The organism is Streptomyces sp. MAR4 CNX-425 (assembly GCF_048656465.1).
Taxonomy (GTDB): domain Bacteria; phylum Actinomycetota; class Actinomycetes; order Streptomycetales; family Streptomycetaceae; genus Streptomyces.
Genome location: NZ_JBMDLF010000006.1, coordinates 522146 through 546930 on the forward strand (window position 1 = coordinate 522146; position 24785 = coordinate 546930).

General features: G+C 75.0%; 19 protein-coding genes. 7 read left to right on the forward strand and 12 right to left on the reverse strand.

Annotation, left to right across the window (positions count from 1 at the left end; all coding sequences use genetic code 11):
- Positions 1-37: 37 nt before the first annotated feature.
- Both ACHZ99_RS20070 and ACHZ99_RS20075 read right to left on the reverse strand, forming a co-directional pair.
- The gene (locus ACHZ99_RS20070) at positions 38-790 is read right to left on the reverse strand and encodes a YqjF family protein (protein WP_420306023.1); all 753 of its coding nucleotides are present in this window, start codon (positions 788-790) and stop codon (positions 38-40) included.
- A gap of 151 nt (positions 791-941) precedes the next feature.
- A complete protein-coding gene (locus ACHZ99_RS20075; RefSeq protein ID WP_420306024.1) occupies positions 942-2780 on the reverse strand; it encodes an ABC transporter ATP-binding protein in 1839 nt (612 codons plus the stop codon).
- An 88-nt stretch (positions 2781-2868) separates the two neighbouring features.
- On the opposite strand from ACHZ99_RS20075, the gene ACHZ99_RS20080 reads away from it, so the two are divergent.
- From ACHZ99_RS20080 to ACHZ99_RS20090, 3 genes are all read left to right on the forward strand, one after another.
- Positions 2869-3324, forward strand: a complete 456-nt coding sequence (locus tag ACHZ99_RS20080) for a MarR family winged helix-turn-helix transcriptional regulator (protein ID WP_420306025.1) — start codon at positions 2869-2871, stop codon at positions 3322-3324.
- A 13-nt stretch (positions 3325-3337) separates the two neighbouring features.
- Positions 3338-6268 (forward strand): FAD-binding and (Fe-S)-binding domain-containing protein, encoded by a 2931-nt coding sequence (locus ACHZ99_RS20085; RefSeq protein WP_420306026.1) that lies wholly within the window; start codon positions 3338-3340, stop codon positions 6266-6268.
- Between the two features lie 137 nt (positions 6269-6405).
- On the forward strand, positions 6406-7863 hold the full coding sequence (locus tag ACHZ99_RS20090; RefSeq protein ID WP_420306027.1) for a Gfo/Idh/MocA family protein: 1458 nt from the start codon (positions 6406-6408) through the stop codon (positions 7861-7863).
- A 28-nt stretch (positions 7864-7891) separates the two neighbouring features.
- Here the strand turns inward: ACHZ99_RS20090 and ACHZ99_RS20095 are convergent, their stop codons facing one another.
- Positions 7892-8641: a hypothetical protein gene (locus ACHZ99_RS20095; RefSeq protein WP_420306028.1), complete on the reverse strand. Its 750-nt coding sequence runs from the start codon at positions 8639-8641 to the stop codon at positions 7892-7894.
- 188 nt (positions 8642-8829) lie between these two features.
- Between ACHZ99_RS20095 and ACHZ99_RS20100 the strand changes: the two genes are divergently transcribed.
- Together ACHZ99_RS20100 and ACHZ99_RS20105 are read left to right on the forward strand one after the other, a co-directional pair.
- On the forward strand, positions 8830-10731 hold the full coding sequence (locus ACHZ99_RS20100; RefSeq protein WP_420306029.1) for an ABC transporter transmembrane domain-containing protein: 1902 nt from the start codon (positions 8830-8832) through the stop codon (positions 10729-10731).
- Complete coding sequence (locus ACHZ99_RS20105) at positions 10728-12509, forward strand: ABC transporter ATP-binding protein (protein WP_420306030.1); 1782 nt, start codon at positions 10728-10730, stop codon at positions 12507-12509. The genes ACHZ99_RS20100 and ACHZ99_RS20105 overlap by 4 nt, the downstream gene beginning before the upstream one ends.
- A 72-nt stretch (positions 12510-12581) precedes the next feature.
- Here ACHZ99_RS20105 and ACHZ99_RS20110 read toward each other — a convergent pair whose 3' ends face one another.
- Entirely contained in the window at positions 12582-13376 is a 795-nt protein-coding gene (locus ACHZ99_RS20110) for a metal-dependent hydrolase (RefSeq protein WP_420306031.1), read from the reverse strand.
- 147 nt (positions 13377-13523) lie between these two features.
- On the opposite strand from ACHZ99_RS20110, the gene ACHZ99_RS20115 reads away from it, so the two are divergent.
- Entirely contained in the window at positions 13524-16052 is a 2529-nt protein-coding gene (locus tag ACHZ99_RS20115) for a DEAD/DEAH box helicase (RefSeq protein WP_420306032.1), read from the forward strand.
- Between the two features lie 151 nt (positions 16053-16203).
- Here ACHZ99_RS20115 and ACHZ99_RS20120 read toward each other — a convergent pair whose 3' ends face one another.
- Positions 16204-17163: a DUF6397 family protein gene (locus ACHZ99_RS20120; RefSeq protein WP_420306033.1), complete on the reverse strand. Its 960-nt coding sequence runs from the start codon at positions 17161-17163 to the stop codon at positions 16204-16206.
- 105 nt (positions 17164-17268) lie between these two features.
- Here ACHZ99_RS20120 and ACHZ99_RS20125 point away from each other — a divergent pair, with 105 nt between their 5' ends.
- Positions 17269-17697 carry a PPOX class F420-dependent oxidoreductase gene (locus tag ACHZ99_RS20125; protein WP_420306034.1) on the forward strand — a complete coding sequence of 143 codons (429 nt, stop codon included), beginning with the start codon at positions 17269-17271 and terminating at the stop codon, positions 17695-17697.
- A 33-nt stretch (positions 17698-17730) separates the two neighbouring features.
- Here the strand turns inward: ACHZ99_RS20125 and ACHZ99_RS20130 are convergent, their stop codons facing one another.
- The 7 genes from ACHZ99_RS20130 to ACHZ99_RS20160 all read right to left on the reverse strand — a co-directional run bounded on the left by ACHZ99_RS20130 (position 17731) and on the right by ACHZ99_RS20160 (position 24703).
- On the reverse strand, positions 17731-18345 hold the full coding sequence (locus tag ACHZ99_RS20130) for a GTP-binding protein (RefSeq protein WP_420306035.1): 615 nt from the start codon (positions 18343-18345) through the stop codon (positions 17731-17733).
- Positions 18326-18745: a DUF742 domain-containing protein gene (locus tag ACHZ99_RS20135; protein WP_420306036.1), complete on the reverse strand. Its 420-nt coding sequence runs from the start codon at positions 18743-18745 to the stop codon at positions 18326-18328. The genes ACHZ99_RS20130 and ACHZ99_RS20135 overlap by 20 nt, the downstream gene beginning before the upstream one ends.
- Before the next feature lie 18 nt (positions 18746-18763).
- On the reverse strand, positions 18764-19201 hold the full coding sequence (locus ACHZ99_RS20140; protein ID WP_420306037.1) for a roadblock/LC7 domain-containing protein: 438 nt from the start codon (positions 19199-19201) through the stop codon (positions 18764-18766).
- Positions 19198-21948 (reverse strand): nitrate- and nitrite sensing domain-containing protein, encoded by a 2751-nt coding sequence (locus ACHZ99_RS20145; protein ID WP_420306072.1) that lies wholly within the window; start codon positions 21946-21948, stop codon positions 19198-19200. The genes ACHZ99_RS20140 and ACHZ99_RS20145 overlap by 4 nt, the downstream gene beginning before the upstream one ends.
- Before the next feature lie 426 nt (positions 21949-22374).
- A complete protein-coding gene (locus ACHZ99_RS20150) occupies positions 22375-23154 on the reverse strand; it encodes an MHYT domain-containing protein (RefSeq protein WP_420306038.1) in 780 nt (259 codons plus the stop codon).
- A gap of 195 nt (positions 23155-23349) precedes the next feature.
- Positions 23350-23532, reverse strand: a complete 183-nt coding sequence (locus ACHZ99_RS20155) for a hypothetical protein (protein ID WP_420306039.1) — start codon at positions 23530-23532, stop codon at positions 23350-23352.
- A 121-nt stretch (positions 23533-23653) separates the two neighbouring features.
- The gene (locus ACHZ99_RS20160; RefSeq protein WP_420306040.1) at positions 23654-24703 is read right to left on the reverse strand and encodes a fatty acid desaturase family protein; all 1050 of its coding nucleotides are present in this window, start codon (positions 24701-24703) and stop codon (positions 23654-23656) included.
- Between the last annotated feature and the right edge of the window lie 82 nt (positions 24704-24785).

Below are 24785 nucleotides of genomic sequence, written 5' to 3' on the forward strand. Positions count from 1 at the left end.
CCGCCGGGGCACCCCGCCGCGCGGGGTGCCCCGGGCGCTACGGCGTGGGGATGCCGGCGGGCCGGGCCGGGAGGCCGAGGCGTACCGGAACGCCCGGCGAGTACAGGACGCTGACCGGGGCGCCGGCCGGAGCGGGCAGCCCGGCGGCCGCTATCAGGTTCTCCTCGCACTCAAGCAGCTCGGCGCGGTACAGCGGCCAGCGCGGATGGTCGTTGGGCAGGTAACCCGTGCCGCGGAAGAACACGTTGTGCAGGCCCCAGCGCGCGGTGAGGAAGTGCTCCAGGTCGGTCGCCTCCGCGATGCGCTCGCCCCGGCGGACGACCAGCCGGCTGTACGCGCCGCGCGGTCCCGGCCAGCGCCGGGAGCTGGTGTAGCGGACGGTGTCGCCGGCCCGGCGGACCGTCATCCGCGACCACAGGTAGGGCAGCCCGAAGCCGGCCCGGCCCATGACCACCGGGATCAGCCGCGCGGCGTCCAGCGACCGGAACACGACGCCGCGCCGCCCGTGCGCGTCGACCGAGTACAGCCGCACGTTGGTCTCCGGGAAGGTGCCGAGGTACGGCACGCCGGGCAGCCGGAGCCACCCGACGCGGTGCATCCGGAACGCGATGAGCCCGACGTAGGTGACCCCGTCGTGGGTGTCGGGCACCGTCCCGCCGGGCAGCAGCGGCGCCACGGCGGCCGGGTCGACGGCCCAGTGGACGAAGGCGAGGTCCAGCCACTCCTGGGTGAGCAGCGGAAACCGTACGGTGTGCGGGGCGACGGGCGTGACGGACGCGGGTTTCTGCACGACGCCAGGATGGCAGTCCCCGCCGCCGCCCGGAGCGGCGCCCCGGCCGCGGGGCCGTCGGCCGGGCCGCCGGACGAACGCCTCGTACGTCCGGTCGCCGACGTGGACGAGCCGCACCTCGTCGAAGTCCCGGCGGCCCGTGGCCTCGTGGTCAGACCGCGACCGACGCGTCCGGTGCGACCGGTGCGCCGCCGTGGCCGGCGGCCGCGTCGGCGTCGCGCCGGACGAGCGCGGCGTACCGCCCGCCGGCGGCGATCAGCTCGTCGTGCGTGCCGAGTTCGGCGACCCGGCCGTCGTCCAGGACGGCGATCTGGTCGGCGTCGCGGACGGTGGACAGGCGGTGCGCGATGGTGATCGTCGTACGGCCCTCGGCCAGCGCGTCGACCGCCTCCTGCACCGCGCGCTCGGTGCGGGTGTCCAGCGCGCTGGTGGCCTCGTCGAGGATGAGCACCGGCGGGTCGCGCAGGATCGTCCGGGCGAGGGCCAGGCGCTGCTTCTCGCCGCCGGAGAAGCGGTAGCCGCGCTCGCCGACGAGGGTGTCGTAGCCGTCGGGGAGGGCGGCGATGTGGTCGTGGATCTGCGCGGTGCGGGCGGCGGCCTCGATCTCGGCGTCGGTGGCGTCCGGGCGGGCGAAGCGCAGGTTGTCGGCGACGGAGGCGTGGAAGAGGTACGTCTCCTGGGCGACGACGCCGACGGCGCGGGCGAGCGAGTCGAAGTCGAGGTCGCGCACGTCGGTGCCGTCGATGGTGACCCGGCCGCCGGTGACGTCGTACAGCCGCGGCACCAGGTAGCCCAGGGTGGACTTGCCGGCGCCGGTGGGGCCGACGACCGCGAGGCTGGTGCCGGCGGGCACGGTGAGGTCGACGTCGCGCAGCGTCGGCCGCCCCGGCTCGTACGCGAAGCCGGCGTGCTCGAAGCGCACGTCGCCGCGGGGCTTCGCCAGCCGCACCGGGTTCTCGGGCTCGGCGATGTCGACGGGCAGGTCGAGGTACTCGAAGATGCGCTGGAAGAGGGCGAGCGAGGTCTGCATCTGCACACCGGTGGACAGCAGGCTGACGGTGGGCCGGAAGAGCCCCTGCTGGAGCGAGACGAAGGCGACGACGGTGCCGATGGACACGCCGTGCCCGGCGGTGGCGGAGGCGAGTCCGGCGGTCCAGTAGATGACGGCCGGCATCGCGGCCATCACCACGCCGATGACGGCCATCCGCCAGCGGCCCGCCATGTTGGCCCGTACCTCCAGGTCCACCAGGCGCTCGGACTCCTCGGCGAAGCCCCGGGTGAGGCTGTCGGAGCGGCCCATGGTGCGGCCGAGCATGATGCCGCTGACCGACAGCGACTCGGTCACGCCGGCGGCCATGGCGGCCATCTGCTTCTGCCGCTGCGAGGTGATCTGCTTGCGCTCGCGCCCGACGCGGCGGGCGATCCAGACGAAGAGCGGCAGGAGGAGCAGCGACACGACGGTGAGCCGCCAGTCGAGCGCGAGCATGGCGACGACGGTGGCGACGACGCTGGTGAGGTTGGAGACCAGCGAGGTGGCGGTGGTGGTGACGGTGGCCTGCATGCCGCCGATGTCGCTGGCGATGCGGGACTGGACCTCGCCGGTGCGGGTGCGGGTGAAGAAGGCCAGCGGCATGCGCTGGAGCTGGGCGTAGACGGCGGTGCGCAGGTCGTGCATGACGCGCTGGCCGACGGTGGTGGAGATGAGGGTCTGGAGCACGCCGAAGACGCCGCCGAGGACGGCGACGCCGACCATGCCGAGCGCGAGCAGCGTCAGCAGGCCGGTGCGGCCCTGCGGCAGCGCGGTGTCGACGACCTCGCGGAGCAGGAACGGCGAGGCGACCGACACCAGCGAGGACGCGGCCACCAGCAGCCCGACCACGGCGAGCCGGCCGCGGTACGGGCGGAAGAGCGCGACGATCCGGCGCACCTGCGCGGGCTGCTCCGGATCGGAGGGCGGGGGTGTCCACCCGTCGAGGGGATCGTGCGGCATGAGCCTCCTCAGAAGATACGACCTATAAGAGAGCGTAGCTCACTGTTACCTATATGCACACTGAATATCCTCCTGATAGTCTCGGGGCGTGCCCCAGTCGCCCCCGCCCCCCGCAGACGTGACCGGCCAGCTGGCCGAGCAGCTCCTGCTGCTCACCCGCCGGATCCACCACGCCCAGAAGCGCTACTTCAAGCCCCTGGGCATCACCCCGGCCCAGTCCAGGCTGCTGCGCACCCTGGAGCGCCACGAGGAGCCGCCGCGCATGGCCGACCTCGCCGAGCACCTCGGCGTCGTGCCCCGCGCGGTCACCACCCACGTGGACGCGCTGGAGGCGGGCGGCCTGGTCCGGCGCGTACCCGATCCGGCCAGCCGGCGGGTGATCCGCGTCGAGACCACCGAGGCGGGCCGCACCGCGCTCGCCGAGCTGCACCGGGCGCGGCTCGCCGCCGCCGCGGACGTGCTGAAGCCGCTGTCGGAAGAGCAGCGTGCGAAGCTGCTGGAGCTCATCGCCCCCCTGGTCGACACGCACGGCCACACCCGCTGAGGAGTCCGTTCCCATGCCGCTGCTCCAGCCCAAGCCCTCGGCCCTGCGCCCCGGCCGCGGGGCGGCGCCCGCGCCGGACCGGGTCGCCGACGACCTCGCCGCGGGCACGCCCGAGCCGCTGCGCGGCGAGCTGACGGCGCTGCTGGGCGCGGAGAAGGTGCTGACGGGCGTGAGCGACCTGGTGCGGTACGCCTCGGACGCCAGCCCCTACCGGTTCGTGCCGCGGGCCGTGGCCGTCGCCGAGTCGGTCGCGGACGTCTCGGCGCTCTTCCGGTTCGCCCACGAACACGGCCGCAAGCTCGTCTTCCGGGCCGCGGGCACCTCGCTCAACGGCCAGGCGCAGGGCGAGGACATCCTCGTCGACGTCCGCAGGCACTGGGTGGGCGTCGAGGTCCTCGGCGACGCCCGGCGCGCCCGGGTCGGCCCGGGCACCACCGTCGTACGGGCCAACGCCACCCTCGCCCGGCACGGCCGCGTCCTCGGCCCCGACCCGGCCAGCGCCCTCGCCTGCACCCTCGGCGGCGTCGTCGCCAACAACGCCTCGGGCATGACCGCCGGCACCGACCGGAACTCGTACCGGACCCTCGCCTCGCTGACCTTCGTGCTGCCCTCCGGCACCGTCGTGGACACCGCCGCGGCCGACGCCGACGAGCGGCTGGCCGCGGCCGAGCCGGAGCTGTGCCGCGGACTGCTCGCGCTCAAGGCGGAGGTCGAGGCGGACGCGGAGCTTACCGCCCGGATCCGCGCGAAGTACGAGATCAAGAACACCAACGGCTACCGGCTGGACGCCTTCCTCGACGGCGCCACCCCGGTGGAGATCCTGCGCGGGCTGATGGTCGGCTCCGAGGGCACGCTGGGCTTCATCGCCGACACCGTCTTCGACACCCTGCCGCTGGACCGGCACACCTCCACCGCGCTGCTGTTCTTCCCCACCCTCCACGCGGCCGCCGCCGCGGTGCCGGCGTTCAACGAGGCCGGGGCGCGCGCGGTGGAGCTGATGGACGGCAACACGCTGCGCGCCTCGGTGAGCGTCGCCGGCGTGCCCGCCGACTGGGCGGAGCTGCCGAAACAGACGGCGGCGCTGCTGGTGGAGTTCCGGGCGCCCGACGAGGCGGCGCAGGAGCGTGACGAGGAGGCGGCCGCCCGGGTGCTGGCGGGGCTGGACCTGGTGGCGCCGGTGGGGTCGGTGGCCGACGGCGGCAACGCCTTCACCCGCGACCCGGGCCGGATCGCCGGCTACTGGAAGGCCCGCAAGGCGTTCGTCACCGCCGTCGGCGGCTCCCGCCCGGCCGGTACGACCCTCATCACCGAGGACTTCGCCGTGCCGCCGGCCCGGCTCGCCGACGCCTGCGAGGCGCTGCTCGCACTCCAGGCGGAGCACGGCTTCGACGCCGCCGTCGCCGGCCACGCCGCCCACGGCAACCTGCACTTCCTGCTGGCCTTCGACGCCGCCCGGCCCGCCGACGTCGAGCGCTACGCGGCCTTCATGGACGACTTCTGCCGGCTGACCGTCGAGCGCTTCGACGGCTCGCTGAAGGCCGAGCACGCCACCGGCCGCAACATCGCCCCGTTCCTGGCGCTGGAGTGGGGCGAGCGGGCCACCGGGCTGATGTGGCGGATCAAGGAGCTGGTCGACCCGCGCGGCATCCTCGCCCCGCGGGTCCTCCTCGACCGCGACCCGCAGGCGCACCTGCGCGGGCTGAAGACCATCCCGCGGATCGAGGACATCGCCGACCCGTGCATCGAGTGCGGCTTCTGCGAACCCACCTGCCCCAGCCGCGATTTGACCACCACCCCGCGGGAGCGCATCGTGCTGCGCCGGGAGATGCTGCGCCAGCCGCCCGGCGCGCCGGTCACCCGCGGCCTGCTGGAGGCGTACGGGTACGACGCCGTCGACACCTGCGCCGGCGACTCGACGTGCAGCCTGGACTGCCCCGTCGGCATCGACACCGGACAGCTGATGAAGGACTTCCGGCACGCCCGGCACTCCGCCCGGGAGGAGCGCGCCGCCACCGCCGCCGCCCGCCGCTTCGGCCGGGTCGAGCGCGCCGCCCGGCTGGCCGTCGCCGCGGCGCACCGGCTCGGCGACCGGGTGCCGGGCGCCGCGACCCGGCTGGCGCGCCGCGCGGTGCGCCCCGACCTCGTACCGGAGTGGCTGCCGGAGATCCCCGGCCCGGCCGCGCGCCGGCTGCCCGGCACCGTCCGCGAGGGCGCCGCCGCCGTCTACTTCCCGGCGTGCGTCAACCGCATCTTCGGCGGCCCCGGCGACGCGCACGGCCCGAACCTGGCGGAGGCGGTCGTCGCCGTCTCGGCCCGCGCCGGCCGCCCGGTGTGGATCCCCGACGACGTCACCGGCACCTGCTGCGCCACCATCTGGCACTCCAAGGGCTACGACGGCGGCACCCGGCTGATGGCCAACCGGATCGTCGAGGCCGCCTGGCGGTGGACGGACGGCGCCCGGCTGCCGGTCGTCGTCGACGCCTCGTCCTGCACGCTGGGCCTGGCGCACGAGGTGGTGCCGTACCTGACGGAGTCCAGCCGCAAGCTGCACGCGCGGCTGACCGTGCTGGACTCCCTCGACTGGGCCGCCGACGAGCTGCTGCCCCGGCTGACGATCGGGCGGCGGACCGCCTCCGCCGTGGTCCACCCGACCTGCTCGATGCGCCACCTGGGCAACACCGGCCGGCTCACCGCGCTGGCCGCGGCGGTCGCCGAGGAGGTCGTGGTGCCCGACGACGCCGCCTGCTGCGCCTTCGCCGGCGACCGCGGCATGCTGCACAAGGAGCTGACCGCGTCCGCGACCGCGCGCGAGGCCGCGGAGGTCACCGCCCGCGACTTCGGCGCGCACCTGTCGGCGAACCGGATGTGCGAGATCGGCATGGACCGTGCGACCGGCCGCTCGTACCGCTCCGTGCTGCTGGAGCTGGAGCGGGCCACCCGATAGGGCCGGGGACCGGGCCGGCGAGAAGTCCATCCGGCCCGCGCCGTAAGTCCAACCTCCCAGTGGTGCAGACCTCTTGTCGACGCGTCCGGGTCCGGCGAGGGTGGCGGCGAACCGACCGCACACCATCCGGAGGACGCATGCGCGAGGAGAACGCCACCCCGAGATCCGGCGAAACCGACGACGGCTACTCCCGCCGATCGGTCCTGCGCTCGGCGGGCGTCGCCGGCGCCGGGCTCGGCCTGGGCGCCTTCGGCGCCTCGCAGGCCCACGCGGCGGAGGGCGGGGCCGCGGGGACCGCGGCGGCGGCCGGCGCCGACACCGACGCCGACGCCGAACGCCCGCGGCGCGGCAGGACGATGATCGGCGTGCCGTTCGAGCGCCACGCCACCGTACGGGTCGGGATCGTCGGCCTCGGCAACCGCGGCGGCGGCATGATCGACCTGTTCCTCGCCCAGCAGGGCGTGCGGGTGACCGCGCTGTGCGACCCGGTCGTGGACAAGCTGGAGCGGGCCGCGAAGAAGGTCGTCGAGGCCGGCCAGCCGGCGCCCGCCACGTACACCAACGGCGAGCACGACTTCGAGCAGCTCTGCGCCCGCAACGACATCGACTTCGTCTACGTCGCCACCCCCTGGGACTGGCACTTCGAGATGGCGAAGACGGCGATGACCCACGGCAAGCACGTCGGCGTCGAGTGCCCCATCGCGATGCGCCTGGACGAGCTGTGGGACCTGGTCGACCTCTCCGAGCGCACCCGCCGGCACTGCATGCAGCTGGAGAACTGCGCGTACGGCCGGAACGAGATGCGGGTGCTGCGCATGGCGCACGAAGGGCTCTTCGGCGACCTGCTGCACGCCGCCGGCGCGTACAACCACGACCTGCGCGGGCTGATGTTCGATCCCGACTACTACGAGGGCCCCTGGCGCCGACTGTGGCACACCCGCCTGCTCGGCGACCTCTACCCCAACCACGGCTTCGGCCCGACGGCCAACTACATGGACGTCAACCGCGGCGACCGCGTCACGCACATCTCCAGCTTCGGCACCCCGGCCCTGACCCTCGCCCAGTACCGCGAGGCGAACATGCCGCCCGGGGACCCGAGCTGGAAGGAGACGTACATCAAGGGCGACCGCACCTTCAGCATGATCCAGACGGCCCGGGGGCGGGTGATCCGGCTGGAGCACGACGTCTCGACCCCGCACCCGTACAGCCGCATCAACTCCCTCGGCGGCACGAAGGGCGTCTTCGAGGACTACGAGCCGCGCATCTACCTGGAGCCGGCGCACACGGACGACCGGTGGCACGACTTCGCGGAGTTCGCGGACCACGACCACTGGCTGTGGAAGGAGCACTCCAACCCGCCCGGCGGGCACGGCGGCATGGACTACATCATGGTCTTCCGGCTGATGCAGTGCATGCGCCTCGGGCTGGTCCCCGACTTCGACGTCTACGACGCCGCGGTGTGGACCGCGCCGGTGCCGCTCAGCCACCGGTCGATCAAGGCGGGCGGGCGGCCGCAGCGGATCCCGGACTTCACCCGCGGCGGGTGGAGGCACGAGCGCCCCGGCATCGACTCGGAGAAGCCCGAGGAGGCGTGAGCGCCGCCGGCTGAGCGGAGCCCACCGCTCACCCGGCGAGGGAGGCCCGGTCGCCCATCACGGCGACCGGGTCCTTCTCCGGGTCCAGCGTGGTCAGCAGCTCCGTCATCCCGGCCCTGGGGATGCTGACGCAGCCGGAGGTGCCGCTGCCGTGGTCCAGGTGGAACCAGATCGAGCCGCCCTCCTCCTGCCCGCGCGGGCGGGTGGGGTCGAGCGGCGAGGTGCCCCGGACGCGGTTGTAGTCGATGGCGATGACGAGGTCGAAGTCGTTCCAGTACGACTCCGGCCAGGAGCGCGGCGCGGCGAAGGCCGGCGAGCGGGTGTACGGCAGCTTCGCGCCCGGGTCGGCGAGCACCCCGCCGGCGTCGGAGAGCGTGAACACCCCGACCGGGCTGCGCTTGTCGCCCTCGCGGTGGTCGGGGGTCCAGCCCTTCTTGCCGTTGTGCCCGGGCCAGCTGCCCAGGCGCCGCCAGTCGCGGCCGCTCTTCTCGTAGAGCACGACGGTGGCGTCCGGGGAGTCGGGGCCCTCGCCGTACACGGCGACGGCCTGACGGGAGCCGGCGGGCACCTCGTCGTTGAGCCGGGCGCCGACGCCGGGAAGGCCACCGGGCGGGGGGCCGGGCGGGGCGCTCGGCGACGCGCTCGCGCCGCCGGAGCCACCGCCGGCGCCCGTACGTCCGCCGGAATCGCCGCCGCCGCCGGCGGCGCCGCAGCCGGCCAGCAGGAGCAGCGCGGCGGCCGCGGCGGCCGTCCGCGCCCTCGTCCCGTACGCGCCCATACGCCCATGGTCACACGCCCCGCCGCGCGGCGGGCCGGGCGGTCCGGCGGAACCGGCGGGACCGCCCGGACCCGCCCCCGAGCATGGCCTCCATGTCGCCTCACAGGCGAAAACGGGTTGAATTCACGCCCCGAAAACCGACAGCCTTGCACGGCTCACCCCCGTCCGAGACGACCCGTTGGGATGCCATGCAGCTGCGCGACCTGCCGCATACGGACCCCGGAGAACCGGACGTCCGGTCCGGCCGCCACTTCCTCGTCTGGCTCGGCCGCATGCAGCTCGGCGGGCAGCTCGCCGCGCTGCTGTGGGGGCTGGTGTGGATGCTGCCGATCGGCGCGATGCCGCTGCCGGTGGGCATGGCGGTGCAGGCGGTCGTGGACCGGGACGGCGGGCGGCTGGCGGTGTCCGGCGCGCTGCTGATCGTCTTCGGCGCCCTCATCGCCCTCGGCGACAGCATGCTGCACCGCGCGGCCGTCACCAACTGGATCGTCGCCGCCTCGCGCGTGCAGCAACTCCTCGCGCGCAAGGCGGCCGAGCTGGGCTCGGTGCTGACCCGGCGGGTGGCGGCCGGCGAGGTGGTCGCGGTGAGCACCGGCGACGTGGAGAAGATCGGCTGGTTCGTCGAGTCGTTCTCGCGGTTCACCGCCGCGCTGGTCACCGCGCTCGCCGTCACCGCCGGACTGGTCGTCTACGCGCCGGAGCTGGGCGTCGTCGTCGCGGTCGCGCTGCCGGTCCTGGCGCTGGCGCCGCTGCCGCTGCTGCCGTACGCCACCCGCCGCGCCGACGACCAGCGGGCCAAGGCGGGCCGGGCGACCGAGCTGGCCGCGGACACCGTGGCGGGGCTGCGGGTGCTGCGCGGCATCGGCGGCGAGGAGCTGTTCCTGGACCGCTACCGGGCGGCGTCGCAGGAGGTGCGGACCGCGGCGGTGCGCAGCGCGCGGATGTGGGCGCTGATCCACGCCGTGCAGGTGGCGCTGCCGGGCGTGCTGCTGGTGGTCGTCGTCGGGCACGGGGTGGGGCTGGTGCAGCGCGGGACGATCACGGTCGGCGAGCTGGTCACCGTGTACGGCGCCGTGACGTTCCTGCTCTTCCCGATGCACCACTTCGCCGAGCTGGCCATGGCGTACTCCTTCTCCCGGCCGTCGGCCAAGCGCGCGGCGCGGGTGCTGGGCCTGGCCCGTACCGCGACCGGCGGCACCGGCACCGACGACGGCGACGACGACGCCGATGACGGTGCCGCCGGCGCGGGGGCGCTCGGCGGGGAGCTGCACGACCCGGCGACCGGGCTGCGCGCCGCGGCCGGCCGGCTGACCGCCGTGGTCTGCGGCGACCCCGACACCGCCGGGCGCCTCGCCGACCGCCTCGGCGGGCACCCGGCCGATCCGGGCGAGCCGGGCGGGCTGCCGTCGGTGCGGCTGGGCGGCACGGCGCTGGACGACCTGCCGCTGGCCGGGGCCCGGGCGGCGGTGCTGGTGCAGGACAAGGACCCGATGCTGCTGTCCGGGACGCTCGCCGACCTGCTGGACGTACCGGCCTCCGGCGCCGTCACGCCCGCCGCGGCGCTGGCCGCCGCCCAGTGCGGCGACGTGCTGGCCGCGCTGGCGCAGGCGGCGGCCGGGGTGCCGGACGCGGACGGCGAACCGATGGGCGCGCCGATCACCGAGCGCGGCCGGTCGCTCTCCGGCGGCCAGCGCCAGCGCCTCGCGCTGGCCCGGTCGCTGGTGGCCGACCCGGAGGTGCTGGTGCTCGACGAGCCGACCTCGGCGGTCGACTCGCACACCGAGGCGCGTATCGCCGAGGGCCTGCGGGAGATCCGCGCGGGCCGTACGACGGTGGTGTTCACGTCCAGCCCGCTGCTGCTGGACCGGGCCGACACGGTGGCGTTCGTCCAGGACGGCGCGGTGGTGGCCGAGGGCCCGCACCGCGAGCTGCTGCACGGCGACGCCGCGTACCGCGCGGTGGTCACCAGGGAGACGGACGACGAGAAGCAGGCGCCCGCGGCGGCCGGGGGCGTACCGGGCGGAGCCGACGGCGGCCCCGCCGTACGCGACGGGGGCGGCGTGCCCCGGATGATGGAGGAGACCGCATGATCGGCGTGCGACCGCCCGACTACGACCCGGCCGCACCGCGCACCGCGACCACCCTGCCGGTGGGCGCGCCCGCGACTGTCCGCGGCTACGTGGCCGAGCTGCTGCGCCGGCACCGGACCCCGTTCCTGCTGCTCATCGCGGTGAACGCGGTCGCCGTCATCGCCTCGATGGCCGGCCCGTACCTCCTCGGCGGCCTGGTCGAGGACCTGTCGGCGGGGGTGGAGGACCTCCCCCTGACGCGCGCGGTGGTGCTGTTCTCGGTCGCGCTGGCGCTCCAGGCCGTCTTCATCCGGCTGGTGCGGCTGCGCGGCGCGATGCTGGGCGAGCGGATGCTCGCGGACCTGCGCGAGGACTTCCTCGTCCGGTCCGTGGGGCTGCCGCCGGGCGTGCTGGAGCGGGCCGGGACCGGCGACCTGCTGTCCCGTATCACCACCGACATCGACCGGCTGGCGAACGCGATGCGCGAGGCCGTGCCGCAGCTGACGATCGCGGTGGTGTGGGTCGGTCTGGTGCTGGGCGGCATGGTGGTGATGGCGCCCCCTCTGGCGGTGGCGGTGGTGCTGGCCGCGCCGGTGCTGCTCGCGGGCTGCCGCTGGTACTTCAAACGGGCCCCCCGCGCCTACCGCTCGGAGGCCGCCGGGTACGCCGCCGTGGCCGCGGCGCTCACCGAGACCGTCGACGCCGGCCGGACGGTGGAGGCACACCGGCTGGGCGCGCGCCGGGTCGCGCTGTCCGACCGGCGGGTCAGGGAGTGGGTGGCGTGGGAGCGGTACACCCTCTACCTGCGCTGCATGTTCTTCCCCGTCTTCAACGCCACCCACATCGTCGTCCTCGGCTCGGTGCTGCTCCTCGGCGGCGCCTTCGTCTTCCAGGGCTGGATGAGCGTCGGCGAGCTGACGACGGGCGCGCTGCTGGCGCAGATGCTCACCGAGCCGGTGGGCATGATCCTGCGCTGGTACGACGAGTTGCAGGTGGCGCAGGTGTCGCTGGCCCGGCTGGTGGGCGTACGGGACATCGAGGCGGACCCCGGCGACGCGGCGCTGCGGCCGGGCGGCCGGGACGTGCACGCCGACGAGGTCCGCTTCGGCTACCGCGCCGGGGCCGACGTGCTGCACGGCGTCTCGCTGCGGCTGCGGCCGGGCAGCCGGCTGGCGCTGGTCGGGCCCTCGGGCGCGGGGAAGTCGACGCTGGGCCGGCTGCTCGCCGGGATCTACGCGCCGCGGCGCGGCGAGATCCGGCTCGGCGGCGCGGAGCTGGCGCGGATGCAGGCCGAGCGGGTGCGCGAGCACGTGGCGCTGGTCAACCAGGAGCACCACGTGTTCGTCGGCTCGCTGCGGGACAACCTGCGGCTGGCGCGTACCGGGGCGGACGACGCGGAGCTGTGGGCGGCCCTGGCCGCGGTCGACGCGGGCGAGTGGGCGCGGGCGCTGGACGACGGCCTGGACACGGAGGTCGGGTCCGGCGGGGAGGCGCTCACGCCGGCGCAGGCGCAGCAGATCGCGCTGGCCCGGCTGGTGCTGGCGGACCCGCACACGCTGGTGCTGGACGAGGCGACGTCGCTGCTCGACCCGCGGGCGGCGCGGCACCTGGAGCGCTCGCTGGCGAAGGTGCTCGACGGCCGGACGGTGGTGGCCATCGCGCACCGGCTGCACACCGCGCACGACGCGGACGTGATCGCGGTGGTCGAGGACGGCCGCATCAGCGAGCTGGGCAGCCACGAGGAGCTGGTGGCGGCGGACGGCGCGTACGCCGCGCTGTGGCGCTCCTGGCACGGCTGACGGGCCCGGCGCGTCCGGCGGCCCCCGGCCGCGGGGCGCCGCCGCGGCCGGGCCGCCGTCAGCCGGGCGCCGTCAGCCGATGACGCCCATGGCGGTGAGGCCGCCGGCCGCGCCGGCCACCATGAAGGCCGGCATCAGTATCTTCAGCTCGATCCAGCTGCCGGCGCGGAAGCGCATGAAGTCCGGCGGGCCGATCGGGTACCAGCGCTTGCGGCCCACCGGGATCGGCCACAGGACGGGACAGCCGGAGACGGTCAGCGCGTCGCCGAGGTCGTGCACGAGCGCGCCGAGGACGATGGGCAGGCCCAGCCACAGGTACTCCTGGCCGGGCTCGGTGAAGAGCCAGCCGGAGCCGTTGCCCGGCTCGTCGAGGACGGCGGCGAGGATCCACGCGCTGGTGGCGCCGAGCAGCCACACGAGCACGTCGCTGGAGACCCTGGCGGCCCGCCACAGCAGCCCCTCGATGGCCAGCACCATGTGGACGAAGAGGATCCCGAGGACCGCCCACCGGCCGCCGAGCGCCGCGAGGGCGGCGAAGCCGACGCCGATCAGCACTGCCCAGAGCCAGGTGTGCGTCAGGGTCCGGTGGCCGCCGGTGCGGCGCGGGTCGCCGGGCTTCTTCGTCGCCTTGTAGACGGCGGCGGAGAGCTTGTCGATGACCTCGCACAGGAGGCGGGACAGCGGGCCGAAGGCCCGGGAGATGGTCGCGGACTTGTGGTCCAGGTCGGGCGCGAGGGCCGCGCCGGCGCAGATGAGGGCGCCGACGACGAGCACGGGCCAGGGCATCTCGTGGCCCGCCGCGGTGGCCGCCGCGCCCACCCCCAGCCACGCCGCCGCCCCCGAAAGCGAGTGCGCTGGACCCATCATGAACGCTCCCCCACCCCTCGTACGCCCCTGTGGTGAACGTCCGTTGGCCCCACGCACACCGCCCGTCGGCGGCACAGCCTAGCGCGGTTGATCTTCGGACGTTCGCGGGGTTCACACTTCGGGGGCGGCGGAAGGCAGTATGGACGGGTGACCCTTATCGATCAGCTGCCGCCCGCCGCCGACCCCGACGACCTCTTCGAGGCGTTCTCCTCCTGGACCGAGGAGCGGGGCATCTCCCTCTATCCGGCGCAGGAAGAGGCCCTGATCGAAGTCGTCTCCGGCTCGAACGTGATCCTGTCCACCCCCACCGGCTCCGGGAAGTCCCTGGTCGCGGCCGGTGCGCACTTCGCGGCCCTGGCCCGGGACGAGGTCTCGTTCTACACCGCGCCGATCAAGGCGCTGGTGTCCGAGAAGTTCTTCGACCTGTGCAAGATCTTCGGTACGGAGAACGTCGGCATGCTCACCGGCGACGCCTCCGTCAACGCCGACGCACCCGTCATCTGCTGCACCGCCGAGGTGCTGGCGTCCATCGCGCTGCGCGACGGCCGGGACGCCGACGTCGGCCAGGTGGTGATGGACGAGTTCCACTTCTACGCCGAGCCGGACCGGGGCTGGGCCTGGCAGATCCCGCTGCTGGAGCTGCCGCAGGCGCAGTTCGTGCTGATGTCGGCGACGCTCGGCGACGTCTCGCGCTTCGAGGAGGACCTCGCCCGGCGCACCGGCCGGTCCACCGCGGTGGTCCGCTCGGCGACCCGGCCGGTGCCGCTGTCGTACGAGTACCGGACGACCTCGCTCACGGAGACCCTGACGGAGCTGCTGGAGAACCGGCAGGCACCGGTGTACATCGTGCACTTCACCCAGGCGCAGGCGGTGGAGCGGGCGCAGGCGCTGATGAGCATCAACATGTGCAGCCGCGCCGAGAAGGACGAGATCGCCGCCCTCATCGGCAACTTCCGCTTCACCACCCGGTTCGGCAAACAGCTCTCCCGCTACGTCCGGCACGGCATCGGCGTCCACCACGCCGGCATGCTGCCCAAGTACCGGCGGCTGGTGGAGAAGCTGGCGCAGGCCGGGCTGCTGAAGGTCATCTGCGGCACCGACACCCTCGGCGTCGGTGTCAACGTGCCCATCCGCACGGTGCTGTTCACCGCGCTGACCAAGTACGACGGCAGCCGGGTGCGCACGCTGCGGGCGCGCGAGTTCCACCAGATCGCCGGGCGCGCCGGCCGGGCCGGCTTCGACACCTCCGGGCTGGTGGTGGCGCAGGCGCCGGAGCACGTGGTGGAGAACGAGAAGGCGCTCGCCAAGGCCGGGGACGATCCGAAGAAGCGCCGCAAGGTGGTGCGCAAGAAGCCGCCGGAGGGCTTCGTCAACTGGTCGCAGAACACCTTCGAGAAGCTCATCGCCGCCGATCCCGAACCGCTCACCTCCCGCTTCCGCGTCACCCACGCCATGCTGCTGTCGGTCATCGCCCGCCCGGGCAACGCCTTCTCCGCGATGCGCCGGCTGCTGGAGGACAACCACGAGCCGCGCAGGAAGCAGCTGCGGCACATCCGCCGCGCCATCGCGATCTACCGCTCCCTCCTCGACGGCGGCGTGGTCGAGCAGCTCGACGAGCCGGACGCGCAGGGGCGCATCGTGCGCCTGACCGTCGACCTCCAGTCGGACTTCGCCCTCCAGCAGCCGCTGTCGACCTTCGCCCTGGCCGCCTTCGACCTCCTCGACCCCGAGTCCCCCTCCTACGCGCTCGACATGGTCTCCGTGGTGGAGTCCACCCTCGACGACCCGCGGCAGATCCTCGCCGCCCAGCAGAACAAGGCGCGCGGCGAGGCGGTCGCCCAGATGAAGGCGGACGGCGTCGAGTACGAGGAGCGGATGGAGCGGCTGATGGACATCGGCTACCCCAGGCCGCTGGAGGAGCTGCTGTCCCACGCCTACGGGCTGTACCGCAAGAGCCACCCGTGGGTCGGCGACCACCCCCTTTCCCCGAAGTCGGTCATCCGTGACATGTACGAGCGGGCCATGACCTTCGGCGAGTTCGTCTCCTTCTACGAACTCGCCCGCACCGAGGGCATCGTCCTGCGCTACCTGGCGAGCGCGTTCAAGGCGCTGGACCACACCGTGCCGGACGAGCGGAAGTCCGAGGACTTCGAGGACATCGTCGCCTGGCTCGGCGAGATGGTCCGCCAGGTCGACTCCAGCCTCCTGGACGAGTGGGAGCAGCTGGCCAACCCGGCCGAGGAGACCGCCGAGGAGGCCCTGGAGCACGCCGACCAGGTGCGGCCGGTGACGACCAACGCGCGCGCCTTCCGGGTCCTCGTCCGCAACGCGCTGTTCCGCCGGGTGGAGCTGGCGGCGCTCGACGACGCGGACGAGCTGGGCGCGCTGGACGAGGAGTCCGGCTGGGACGCGGAGCGCTGGGGCGAGGCGCTGGACGCGTACTGGGAGGAGTACGAGGACATCGGCACCGGCCCGGACGCCCGCGGACCGCGGCTGCTGCGGATCGAGGAGGACCCGCAGCACGCCCTCTGGCGCGTCCGCCAGACCTTCGCCGACCCGGAGGGCGACCACGACTGGGGCATCTCCGCGGAGGTGGACCTGACCGCCTCCGACGCCGAGGGCCGCGCGGTCGTCCGCGTCACCGGCGTCGGCCCGCTGAGCGGCGCGACGAGCTGACCGTCCCCGGGGCGCCGCCGGCCGGCAGGCCCGCGAGCTGACCGTCCCCGGGCGGGGCGCCGCGGGCCGGCGTCCCGGCCGGTCCGTCCGGCGGGCCCCTGGAACGCCGCCTCCACGCCGCGCACCCGTGCCCCGGGCACCGGGGCCCGCCTCAGCGGGGCAGCCCCGTGCGGCGCCGGCGGCCGCGCCGGAGCCAGGCGAGGCTGCCGCGCCGTGGCCGCGTCGCACCCGCCGGCCGCGCCGGCGGCGCGCCCCCCGGTGGCGCGCCTCCCGGTGGCGCGACCGCGGCGGGGGCCCGGACCGGGACCGGGCTCGCGGGCGGGGTCGCGTGCTCGGCCCGCGCGGCCTGGAGCTCCACCGCCAGGCCCAGCCGGTAGCCCAGGGACTCCTCGTCGGTCCCGGCGAGCAGCAGGCCCTCCACCACCCGGCGGGCCGTCTCGCTGCCTCCCCGCACCGGGGTGACCAGCTCCGCCCGCCGCTCGACGACACGCGCCCGCTCCCCGGCGTCGGGTACCTCCTCCGCCAGCTCCTCGTCGCCCAGCACCGCCGCATACGCGCCCGCCCGCTCCCACGGGCCGACCCGCTCCGCGAGCAGCTGCTCCACCCGTCGCTGCCGCCACCCGCGGGCGCGGGCGTCCGCGCCGTCGGCCAGCTCCGCCCGCATCGCCGGCGGCAGCGGCCCCCGCAGCAGCCCCGGCTCCCGGTCCCCGAACTCCGCCACCTCCACCGCGAGATACAGCCAGACGACGCGGCGATACCGGTTCACGTAGAACCGGGCCGGCGTGCAGCACCCCGCCCGCGCCAGGCGGGTGAACCGCGCGGGCGAGACGCCCAGCTCCTCCGCCCCCGACATCGTCCCCACCAGCCGCAGCCGCTCGCGCAGCGCGACCGCCGCCGCCCCGGAGCCGCCGGCGCCCTCCGCCGCCCGCAGCCGCGCCACCTCGGCCTGCGCCACCCGGCGCCGCCCGCCGGCCCGCTGCGGCGGCTCCGTCAGCACCAGCCCCAGCTGCACGGCCAGCGCCAATTCCCGCGGCAGCAGCCCCAGTTCCGTCGCCGCGCGCCCGAACGGCAGCAGCTCCGCACCCGCGGCCGCATCAGCCCGTACCGCCATGACCATCTCCCCCGTCGTCACTCGAAAACCCGTTTCGATTACTCTCGGTGACGAGCCTAGCGCGTCGCGACCCTCCCCGCCTCCCCCTGTGGATAACCTGCTCCCATGGGCGAGAAGATGACCGAAGAAGAGTGGCGTGCCTTCGTCTCCGCGGGTACGCGCACCGGCAAGCTGGCCACCGTCCGCGCCGACGGCAGCCCGCACGTGGCCCCGATCTGGTACCTGCTCGACGGCGACGACTTCGTCTTCAACACCGGCGCGCAGACCGTCAAGGGCCGCAACCTCGCGCGCGACGGCCGCGCCGCCCTCTGCGTCGACGACGAGCACCCGCCGTTCTCGTTCGCCGTGCTCTCCGGCCGCGCAAGGATCACCGAGGACCTCGCCGAGATGCGCCGCTGGGCCACCGCCATCGCCGCCCGCTACATGGGCGAAGAGCAGGCCGAGAGCTTCGGCGCGCGCAACGCCGTCCCCGGGGAACTCCTTGTCCGCGTCGGCATCGACAAGGTGGTCTCCGAGAGCCGCGTCGCCGACTGACTCCCGCCGGCCCGCCGGCGCGCGGGCCCCGGCTCAGCCCACCGGCTCCGTGCCGACGGTGTCGAGCAGCCGGGCGCTGTGCACCCGTCCGGCGTACTCGACCAGCCGGATCAGCACCTCCTTCCCGGAGTCCCGGTCGCGGGCGTCGCACAGCACGACGGGCGTGCCCTGATCGAGGTCGAGGGCACGGGCGACCTCGTGGGCGCCGTAGCTGCGCGACTCGGGAAAGCAGTTCACCGCGACGATGAACGGGATGCTGCGGTGCTCGAAGTAGTCCACCGCCGGGAAGCAGTCCTGCAACCGGCGCGTGTCCGCCAGCACCACCGCGCCCAGCGCGCCGGTGGCCAGCTCGTCCCAGAGGAACCAGAAGCGGTCCTGGCCGGGCGTGCCGAACAGGTAGACCGCGAGCCCGGCGCGGATCGTGATCCTGCCGAAGTCCATCGCCACGGTGGTCGTGGCCTTCTCGTCCACCCCGCCGGTGTCGTCGACGGCCGTGCCGACCTCGCTCAACTGCTCCTCGGTGCGCAGCGGACGGATCTCGCTGACGGAGCCGACCAGGGTGGTCTTGCCCACCCCGAAGCCGCCGGCGATGAGGATCTTCAGCGCCAGCGCGTCGTCGACCCTGCGGTCAGAGGGCGCGGAGTCCATCGATCACTTCTCTCAGGATCTTCTCGTCGGGAAGCTGCGCGGGCGGCACGGGCCTGCTCACCCGTACGCAGCCGAGTTCGACCAGGTCGCCGAGGAGCACCCGCACCACCCCCACCGGCAGATCGGTCTCCGCCGCCAGTTCGGCGACGGACTGGGTCTCGATCCGGCAGAGGTCGACGAGCGCCCGGTGCTCGGGCCCGAGCGTCTCGACCTCCTTCCCCGCGACCTCAAGTGTCTCCTCCTCCAGGTCGATGAGGGCGATGAGGTCGAACCGCACCGTGGTCGTCACCGGCCGGGTCCGGCCGCCGGTCATCGCGTACGGGCGGACCAGCGGGCCCGCCTCGGCGTCGTACCAGTGACTGCCGTGGTGCGGAGGGGTGCCACTCATATCTTCAGTCATAACGTGTCACCGCCGTGCTCAGCCCGGATTCCGCGGCTTCGCTGCGGCCGTTCGCGGCGGGGTGTATAGATGCTCACCCACACGGGTGACCAGACGGGCCATCTCGTATGCGACGAGACCCATGTCCGCGGTCGCGGAGCTGAGCACGGCGAGGCAGGAGCCGTCGCCGGCCGCGGCCACGAAGAGGAAGCCGTCGTCCATCTCGACCATCGTCTGCCGTACGCCGCCGGCCCGGAAGTGCCGGCCGGCGCCCTTGGCGAGGCTGTGGAAGCCGGAGGCGACCGCCGCCAGGTGCTCGGCGTCCTCGCGCGCGAGGGTCCGGGAGTTGCCGACGGCGAGGCCGTCGCCGGAGAGCACCACGGCGTGACGCACGTGGGCGACGCGCTTCACGAGGTCGTCCAGCAGCCAGTCGAGCCCTCCGGATCTCTGCGTGTTCACGGTGTCCGGCTCGATCATGGGCGATCTCCTTCCGTCGACGTGTGCGCGGTCTCGTCCGGCTCCCGGCGCCCGCCGTCCGGTTCGCCGCCGGACGGGCGGCCCGCGGGGAGCCCGCCGCCGCGTAACCAGCCGCTGCGATAGGCGGCCATGCGTGCGCGCGCCTCTTCCGGCGTACGCTCCCGCGGCGCGGGCGGACCGGCGGCGCCGGGCTCCCCGCGCGGTCCGGCGTCCCGGTCGCCGTTCTCCGCCCCGTTCCCCGCTCCGTTCGCCACCCGGTCCCCGGCCTCCGCGTCCGCGTCGGCCGGGGCGGGTTCCAGCCGCAGCTGCGGCGCCATGCTCGCCTGCCGTACCCGGCGCGGCAGGTGCCTGACGTCCCCGGGCGACTGGACGGCGGCGGCCTCCTGCCCGGCGCGGCCCGCGTACGTCTCGCACGCGTCCGCCTCCGCCGCCCCGTCCGGGAGCGCCCCCGCGCCGGCCCCGGGCACCGCGCAGTCCCCCGTACGCTCCCCCGCGCCGTTCTCCGCGGCGCTCTCCGCGCCGTCCCCGGCGCCCTCCGCCGGCCCGTCCCCCGCGGCGCCGGCGGGCTCGGCGCCGAGGCGGGCCCGCAGCAGCACGACGTCCTCCCGCGACGCCAGCGCCGGCCGGTCGCCCACCGGGCCGACGGCCAGCCCGCGGGGCACCGGCGGCGCGCTCCGCGGCCCCGGCAGCGCCCGGCCGGACCGCCGCTCCGGCAGCCCGTTCTCCGTGACCCGGGTGCCCCCGCCCCCGTTGCGCGCCGGCCCTCCCGGGACCCCCGGAGTCCCCGTTGTCCCCGCACTCCCCGGCACCGGCGAGAACGGCCGCGCCGGCGCCCGTCCCGGCGCCCCCGGCGGCGGCTCCGCCGGCCCCTCCACCGGCGCCTGCAACAGCGCCGTGGGCAGGAGCACGACGACGGTCGTGCCGCCGTACGCCGACTCGCGCAGGCTGACCTGGATGCCGTGCCGTGCCGCGAGCCGGCTCACGACGAACAGCCCCAGCCGGTCGCTGTCGAAGAGGTCCAGCGCCTCCGACTGCCGGATCCGCTGGTTCGCGGCGGTCAGCGCCTCCTTGCCCATGCCGAGCCCGCGGTCCTCGACCTCGATCGCGAACCCGTTGCCGACCTGCTCGCCGTAGACCCGCACCTTGGTGTGCGGGGGCGAGAACTGCGCCGCGTTCTCCACCAACTCCGCCAGCAGGTGCGTCAGGTCCGCCACGGCCGCGCCCACCACGGCCGTGTCGGGCAGCGCCCGCACCTCGATCCGCGCGTAGTCCTCCACCTCCGAGACCGCGGCGCGCACCACGCTCTGCAACGGCACGGGCATCCGCCAGGCCCGGCCGGGGGCGGCGCCGGAGAGGATGATCAGGCTCTCGGCGTGCCGCCGCATGCGGGTGGTGAGGTGGTCGAGCCGGAAGAGGTCGTCCAGCTCCTCGGGGTCCTCGGCGCGCCGCTCCATGCTGTCCAGCAGGGCGAGCTGGCGGTGGACGAGGACCTGGCTGCGCCGGGCGAGGTTGACGAACACCCCGGAGATCCCGTTCGCCAGCTCGGCGCGCTCCACGGCGGCGCGCAGCGCCGCCCGGTGCACGGTGGTCAGCGCCCCGCGGACCTGCGCCATCTCGTCGTCGCCCGGTTCGCCGCGGGGCGCCTCGCCGGCGATGTCGATCTCCTGCCCGGCGCGCAGCCTGCGCATCGCGTACGGGAGCTTGCGGCGGGCGAGTTCGAGCGCGGAGTTGCGCAGGTCCACGAGCTCGACGATCAGCTCCCGGCCTATCCGCACCGAGATGACGAGCGCGCCGGCCACCGCGACGAGGCCGAGGAGCGCGGCGATGCCCGAGGGGGTGAGCACGCCGTCCGCGAAGGGGTCGACGTCACCGGCCGCCGCGGCCGTCTCCCGCTCCACCTCCCGGAAGGCGCCGGCCACCTCGGCGTACGGGCCCGCCCACGCGCCCGCGGGGGCGGCGGCGACGGCGGCGTCGCCGGAGTCCGCGGCGGCCACGGCCTCCTCCAGCCCGGCGAGTACGCGGTACGCGTCGCTGCCGCGGACCGCGCGCCAGACCTCCGCCTGGGCGCCGTCGAGGTCGGCGGCGGAGCCCTGCTCCAGCACGGCGCGGGCGGACGCGGCGTCGGCGAAGGCGCGGTGGTGCGCGGCGCTGAGCGACCCGCGCAGCTGCCCGGAGGTCAGCAGCGCGTCCTCGCGGGCGAGCATCTCGCCGGACCGGGCGAACTCCCGCAGGGCGCGGGCCTCGGACCCCGACCCGCCGCGCTGGACGTCCGTCAGCGCGCCGGAGACGTCGAAGGCGTCGTCGACGACTCCGCTGTAGCGCGCGTACGTCCGGCGCCAGCCCGCCGTACCCGCCTCGACCTCGCCGCGCAGCCGGGCCAGCGAATCCGCCCCGGTGACGAACTCGTCGAGCCGGCGGCCGGCGTCCCGGGGCAGGGCGATGCCGTCCGCGACGGTGTGGCCGTCGCCGAGCCGCAGCCGGTCGACGGCCCGGGCGGTGCGGGCGGCCGCCTCGCCGTAGGCGCCGCGGTGGTCGTCGCCGGGGCGGGCGAGGTAGCTCGCGGCGGCGCGGCGTTCGTCCTGCAGCGCCGCGACGGCGGCGACGAGCGGCTGCCGGACCCGGAGCTCGACCTGTTCGAGCTGGCGGAGCCGGGAGACGTCCTGGGCGGTGCCGACGGTGGCGTAGCCCCAGAGGGCGATCAGCGAGACGACGGGCACGGTCAGCAGGCAGATGACCCGGGCCCGCACGGTACGGGGCCCGAGGCGCCGGCGCCGCCCGCGGTGCCCGGGCGCGGGGGGCCCGGGCGCGGGGGCCGTCGCCGCGGTACCCGGGCCGCCGGCGTCCCCCGCGCCGCCCGGCGCGCCCCGCCCGTCCTGCGCGCCCGGACCGTCCGGACCGTCCGGCGGATACGCCCGCTCCCAGACGCCCGGCCCCGCCGGCCCGGGCTCGTCGGCGGGCGGCCCCGCGTGCGCCCGGCGGCCCCGCGGCGGCGCCGGCACCGGCGGAGCCGCCCCGCCCGCGGGGCGCCCGCCCGGCCGCTCGGACGGGGAACCGGACGGGCCGCTCGGCGGGTTGCTGTCCGGTGTTCGCATGGCCACCTCTTGTCGGGGTTTGCGGGGACCGGTCCGACCCGCGGGTCCGTTCCGGCCGGTGTGCGGGCGCGGCGCGGCCTGCTAGCCCGCGCCGGGCGCTCTGGTCAGGCGCTGCGCGGAGACGCTCGCGGCGCGCTCCGCGGCGGTCGGCGTGAGCGCGACGAACGCCGAGGTGAGGAAGAGGTACGAGCCCAGGCCGACGGTCAGCGGGAAGACGAACTGCGTGGCCGTGGCCCCGCCCAGCGCCGCGGCCGAGGGGGCGACGGAGACGGTCACGGCGGCCATCCCGGTGTAGTGCATGCTCGTGACGGCCGCCCCCATGACCAGGGAGGCCAGCCCCACCGCGAGCGGGGTGCGGATGTTGAGCGCGGCCCACAGCGCGGCGGTGGCCGTGGCGACCGCGATCAGGACGGAGAGGGAGACGGCCGGGAGGTCGTAGCCGATCGAGCCGTGCAGCCGCACGGCGGACATCCCGATGTAGTGCATGGCGGCCACGCCCAGGCCGGTGGCGAGGCCGGCGGCCACCATGGCGGGGCCGCGGGCGCCGCCGTGGCCGATCGCGAAGGCACCGGCGCCGGCGACGGCCATGGCGACGACGAGGCTGAGCACCGTGCGCGGGATGTCGTAGCGGATCTCGGTGCCGCTGACGGTGAAGCCCAGCATGGCGATGAAGTGCATCGTCCAGATGCCGGTGCCGATGGCGGACGCGGCGGTGAGCAGCCAGTTGCGCCGGGAGCGGGCGGTGGGGGCCGCCAGCGCCTGGATGGTGCAGCGCAGCCCGAGCGCGGCGCCGATGCACGCCATCCCGTACGAGAGGACGGGCGTCAGCCACCCGTAGGCTGCGTGGTCGAGGTGTCCCATATTTCAGGGACGCTAGTCCGGTTGGGGGCGTATGACCGGGCCACCGCCCAAACCTGACTGAATTTGACAGAGTCATACCCTCGGCCGATCAGGACCGGCCTCATCAGGCACATCCCTGCCGGTTTTCTTACGGCGCCGCCAGCGCCATCAGCGCCGTCGGCCACCTCGGCGCAGTCGGCGCCACGGCGCCGACGGTCAGCGGCCCAGCTCCTTGCGGGTCACCCGGCGCAGCCGGCGCCGCTGCCCGGAGTCCAGGGTCAGGTAGGCGGCCACCGGCACACCGACGATCACCAGCACGGCGATCCAGAAGGAGGTCAGCACCCACAGCAGCAGGCCGACCGCCACCCCGCCGGCCGCGATCTTTCCTCGATTCGACATCTTCCTGCCTCCCACGGCGGCGGCACACCGCCCTCGACTGGGGAACGGTCGCGCCGCTCCCCCGGTTCCTTTATCCCATGACCGGAGCCGGAGGGCGTCATACATGTGGATGAGGGACCCATTACGGGACGGGAGGGGTGCGCAGCGGCTCGCCGACCTCGTGCATGTGCTCCAGCGCCAGCCGGTACGACTCCACGGCGCTGGTCTGCGTGTACGGCAGCCCGAGCGCCGCGCAGTGCGCACGCACCAGCGGCTGGACGCGGCGCAGGTGGGGGCGGGGCATGTTCGGGAAGAGGTGGTGCTCGATCTGGTAGTTCAGGCCGCCCATGAGCCAGTCGGTGACGGCGCCGCCGCGCACGTTGCGCGAGGTCAGCACCTGTTTGCGCAGGTAGCCCCAGTCGTCGCCGTCGTCGAGCATCTCCATGCCCTTGTGGTTGGGCGCGAAGCACATCCCCAGGTGCAGGCCGAAGAGGGCGTGCTGCACCAGCGCGAAGACCACCGCCTTACCGGGCGACATGGCGGTCAGCAGCAGGGCCGCGTATCCGACGAGGTGGGCGCCCAGCAGCAGACCCTCGACCCAGCGCTCGCCCGGCTTCTGCCGCCGCAGGTCGCGCCAGCTCGACACCTTCAGGTTGATGCCTTCGAGGAGCAGCAGGGGGAAGAACAGGCGGGCCTGGTTCCTGGTGAGCCAGCAGGAGAAGCCCTCGCGCGACGCGGCCTGGCGCTGGGTCCAGACCAGGACGCCGACGCCGACGTCCGGGTCCTTGTCGGTGTGGTTGGGGTTGGCGTGGTGACGGTTGTGCTTGTCGTTCCACCAGCCGCGGCTCATGCCGATCAGCAGGTTGCCGCCGAGCAGGCCCATCAGCCCGTTCACCCGCCGGGTCGACGCTATCTGCGCGTGGCCCGCGTCGTGGCCGATGAAGCAGGCGCGGGTGGAGAAGACCGCGGCCGGCACCGCGAGGAGGAGCACCCACCAGGTGTTCCCGACGAGGTGGACGCCGACGCCGGTGGCGGCGAGCGCCAGCAGCGTCAGCACCGTGCAGCGGGCGTACCAGCCACGGCGCCGCCGCAGCAGCCCGGCGGCCTTCACCTCCCGCAGCAGCGGGGTGAACTCCGAACTCCTGCGGTTCGGTGCCCCCTTGGCGGACGGTGTGGCAGTGGCCTGCTGCATGGCGCCTCCGGTCTCTCGGTGCGAGGACCTCGACGCTACGGGAACCGGACAGCGCGGCGCGATGACGTCAGCACCCGGAACG

Excerpts from the sequence above, each read along its gene's own strand:
- ACHZ99_RS20100 (WP_420306029.1), top strand. The coding sequence starts at position 8,830 with ATGCAGCTGCGCGACCTGCCGCATACGGACCCCGGAGAACCGGACGTC.
- ACHZ99_RS20120 (WP_420306033.1), bottom strand. The coding sequence starts at position 17,163 with ATGGCGGTACGGGCTGATGCGGCCGCGGGTGCGGAGCTGCTGCCGTTC.
- ACHZ99_RS20075 (WP_420306024.1), bottom strand. The coding sequence starts at position 2,780 with ATGCCGCACGATCCCCTCGACGGGTGGACACCCCCGCCCTCCGATCCG.
- ACHZ99_RS20105 (WP_420306030.1), top strand. The coding sequence starts at position 10,728 with ATGATCGGCGTGCGACCGCCCGACTACGACCCGGCCGCACCGCGCACC.
- ACHZ99_RS20090 (WP_420306027.1), top strand. The coding sequence starts at position 6,406 with ATGCGCGAGGAGAACGCCACCCCGAGATCCGGCGAAACCGACGACGGC.
- ACHZ99_RS20140 (WP_420306037.1), bottom strand. The coding sequence starts at position 19,201 with ATGATCGAGCCGGACACCGTGAACACGCAGAGATCCGGAGGGCTCGAC.
- ACHZ99_RS20150 (WP_420306038.1), bottom strand. The coding sequence starts at position 23,154 with ATGGGACACCTCGACCACGCAGCCTACGGGTGGCTGACGCCCGTCCTC.
- ACHZ99_RS20095 (WP_420306028.1), bottom strand. The coding sequence starts at position 8,641 with ATGGGCGCGTACGGGACGAGGGCGCGGACGGCCGCCGCGGCCGCCGCG.
- ACHZ99_RS20160 (WP_420306040.1), bottom strand. The coding sequence starts at position 24,703 with ATGCAGCAGGCCACTGCCACACCGTCCGCCAAGGGGGCACCGAACCGC.
- ACHZ99_RS20130 (WP_420306035.1), bottom strand. The coding sequence starts at position 18,345 with ATGGACTCCGCGCCCTCTGACCGCAGGGTCGACGACGCGCTGGCGCTG.
- ACHZ99_RS20135 (WP_420306036.1), bottom strand. The coding sequence starts at position 18,745 with ATGACTGAAGATATGAGTGGCACCCCTCCGCACCACGGCAGTCACTGG.
- ACHZ99_RS20125 (WP_420306034.1), top strand. The coding sequence starts at position 17,269 with ATGGGCGAGAAGATGACCGAAGAAGAGTGGCGTGCCTTCGTCTCCGCG.
- ACHZ99_RS20110 (WP_420306031.1), bottom strand. The coding sequence starts at position 13,376 with ATGATGGGTCCAGCGCACTCGCTTTCGGGGGCGGCGGCGTGGCTGGGG.
- ACHZ99_RS20155 (WP_420306039.1), bottom strand. The coding sequence starts at position 23,532 with ATGTCGAATCGAGGAAAGATCGCGGCCGGCGGGGTGGCGGTCGGCCTG.
- ACHZ99_RS20085 (WP_420306026.1), top strand. The coding sequence starts at position 3,338 with ATGCCGCTGCTCCAGCCCAAGCCCTCGGCCCTGCGCCCCGGCCGCGGG.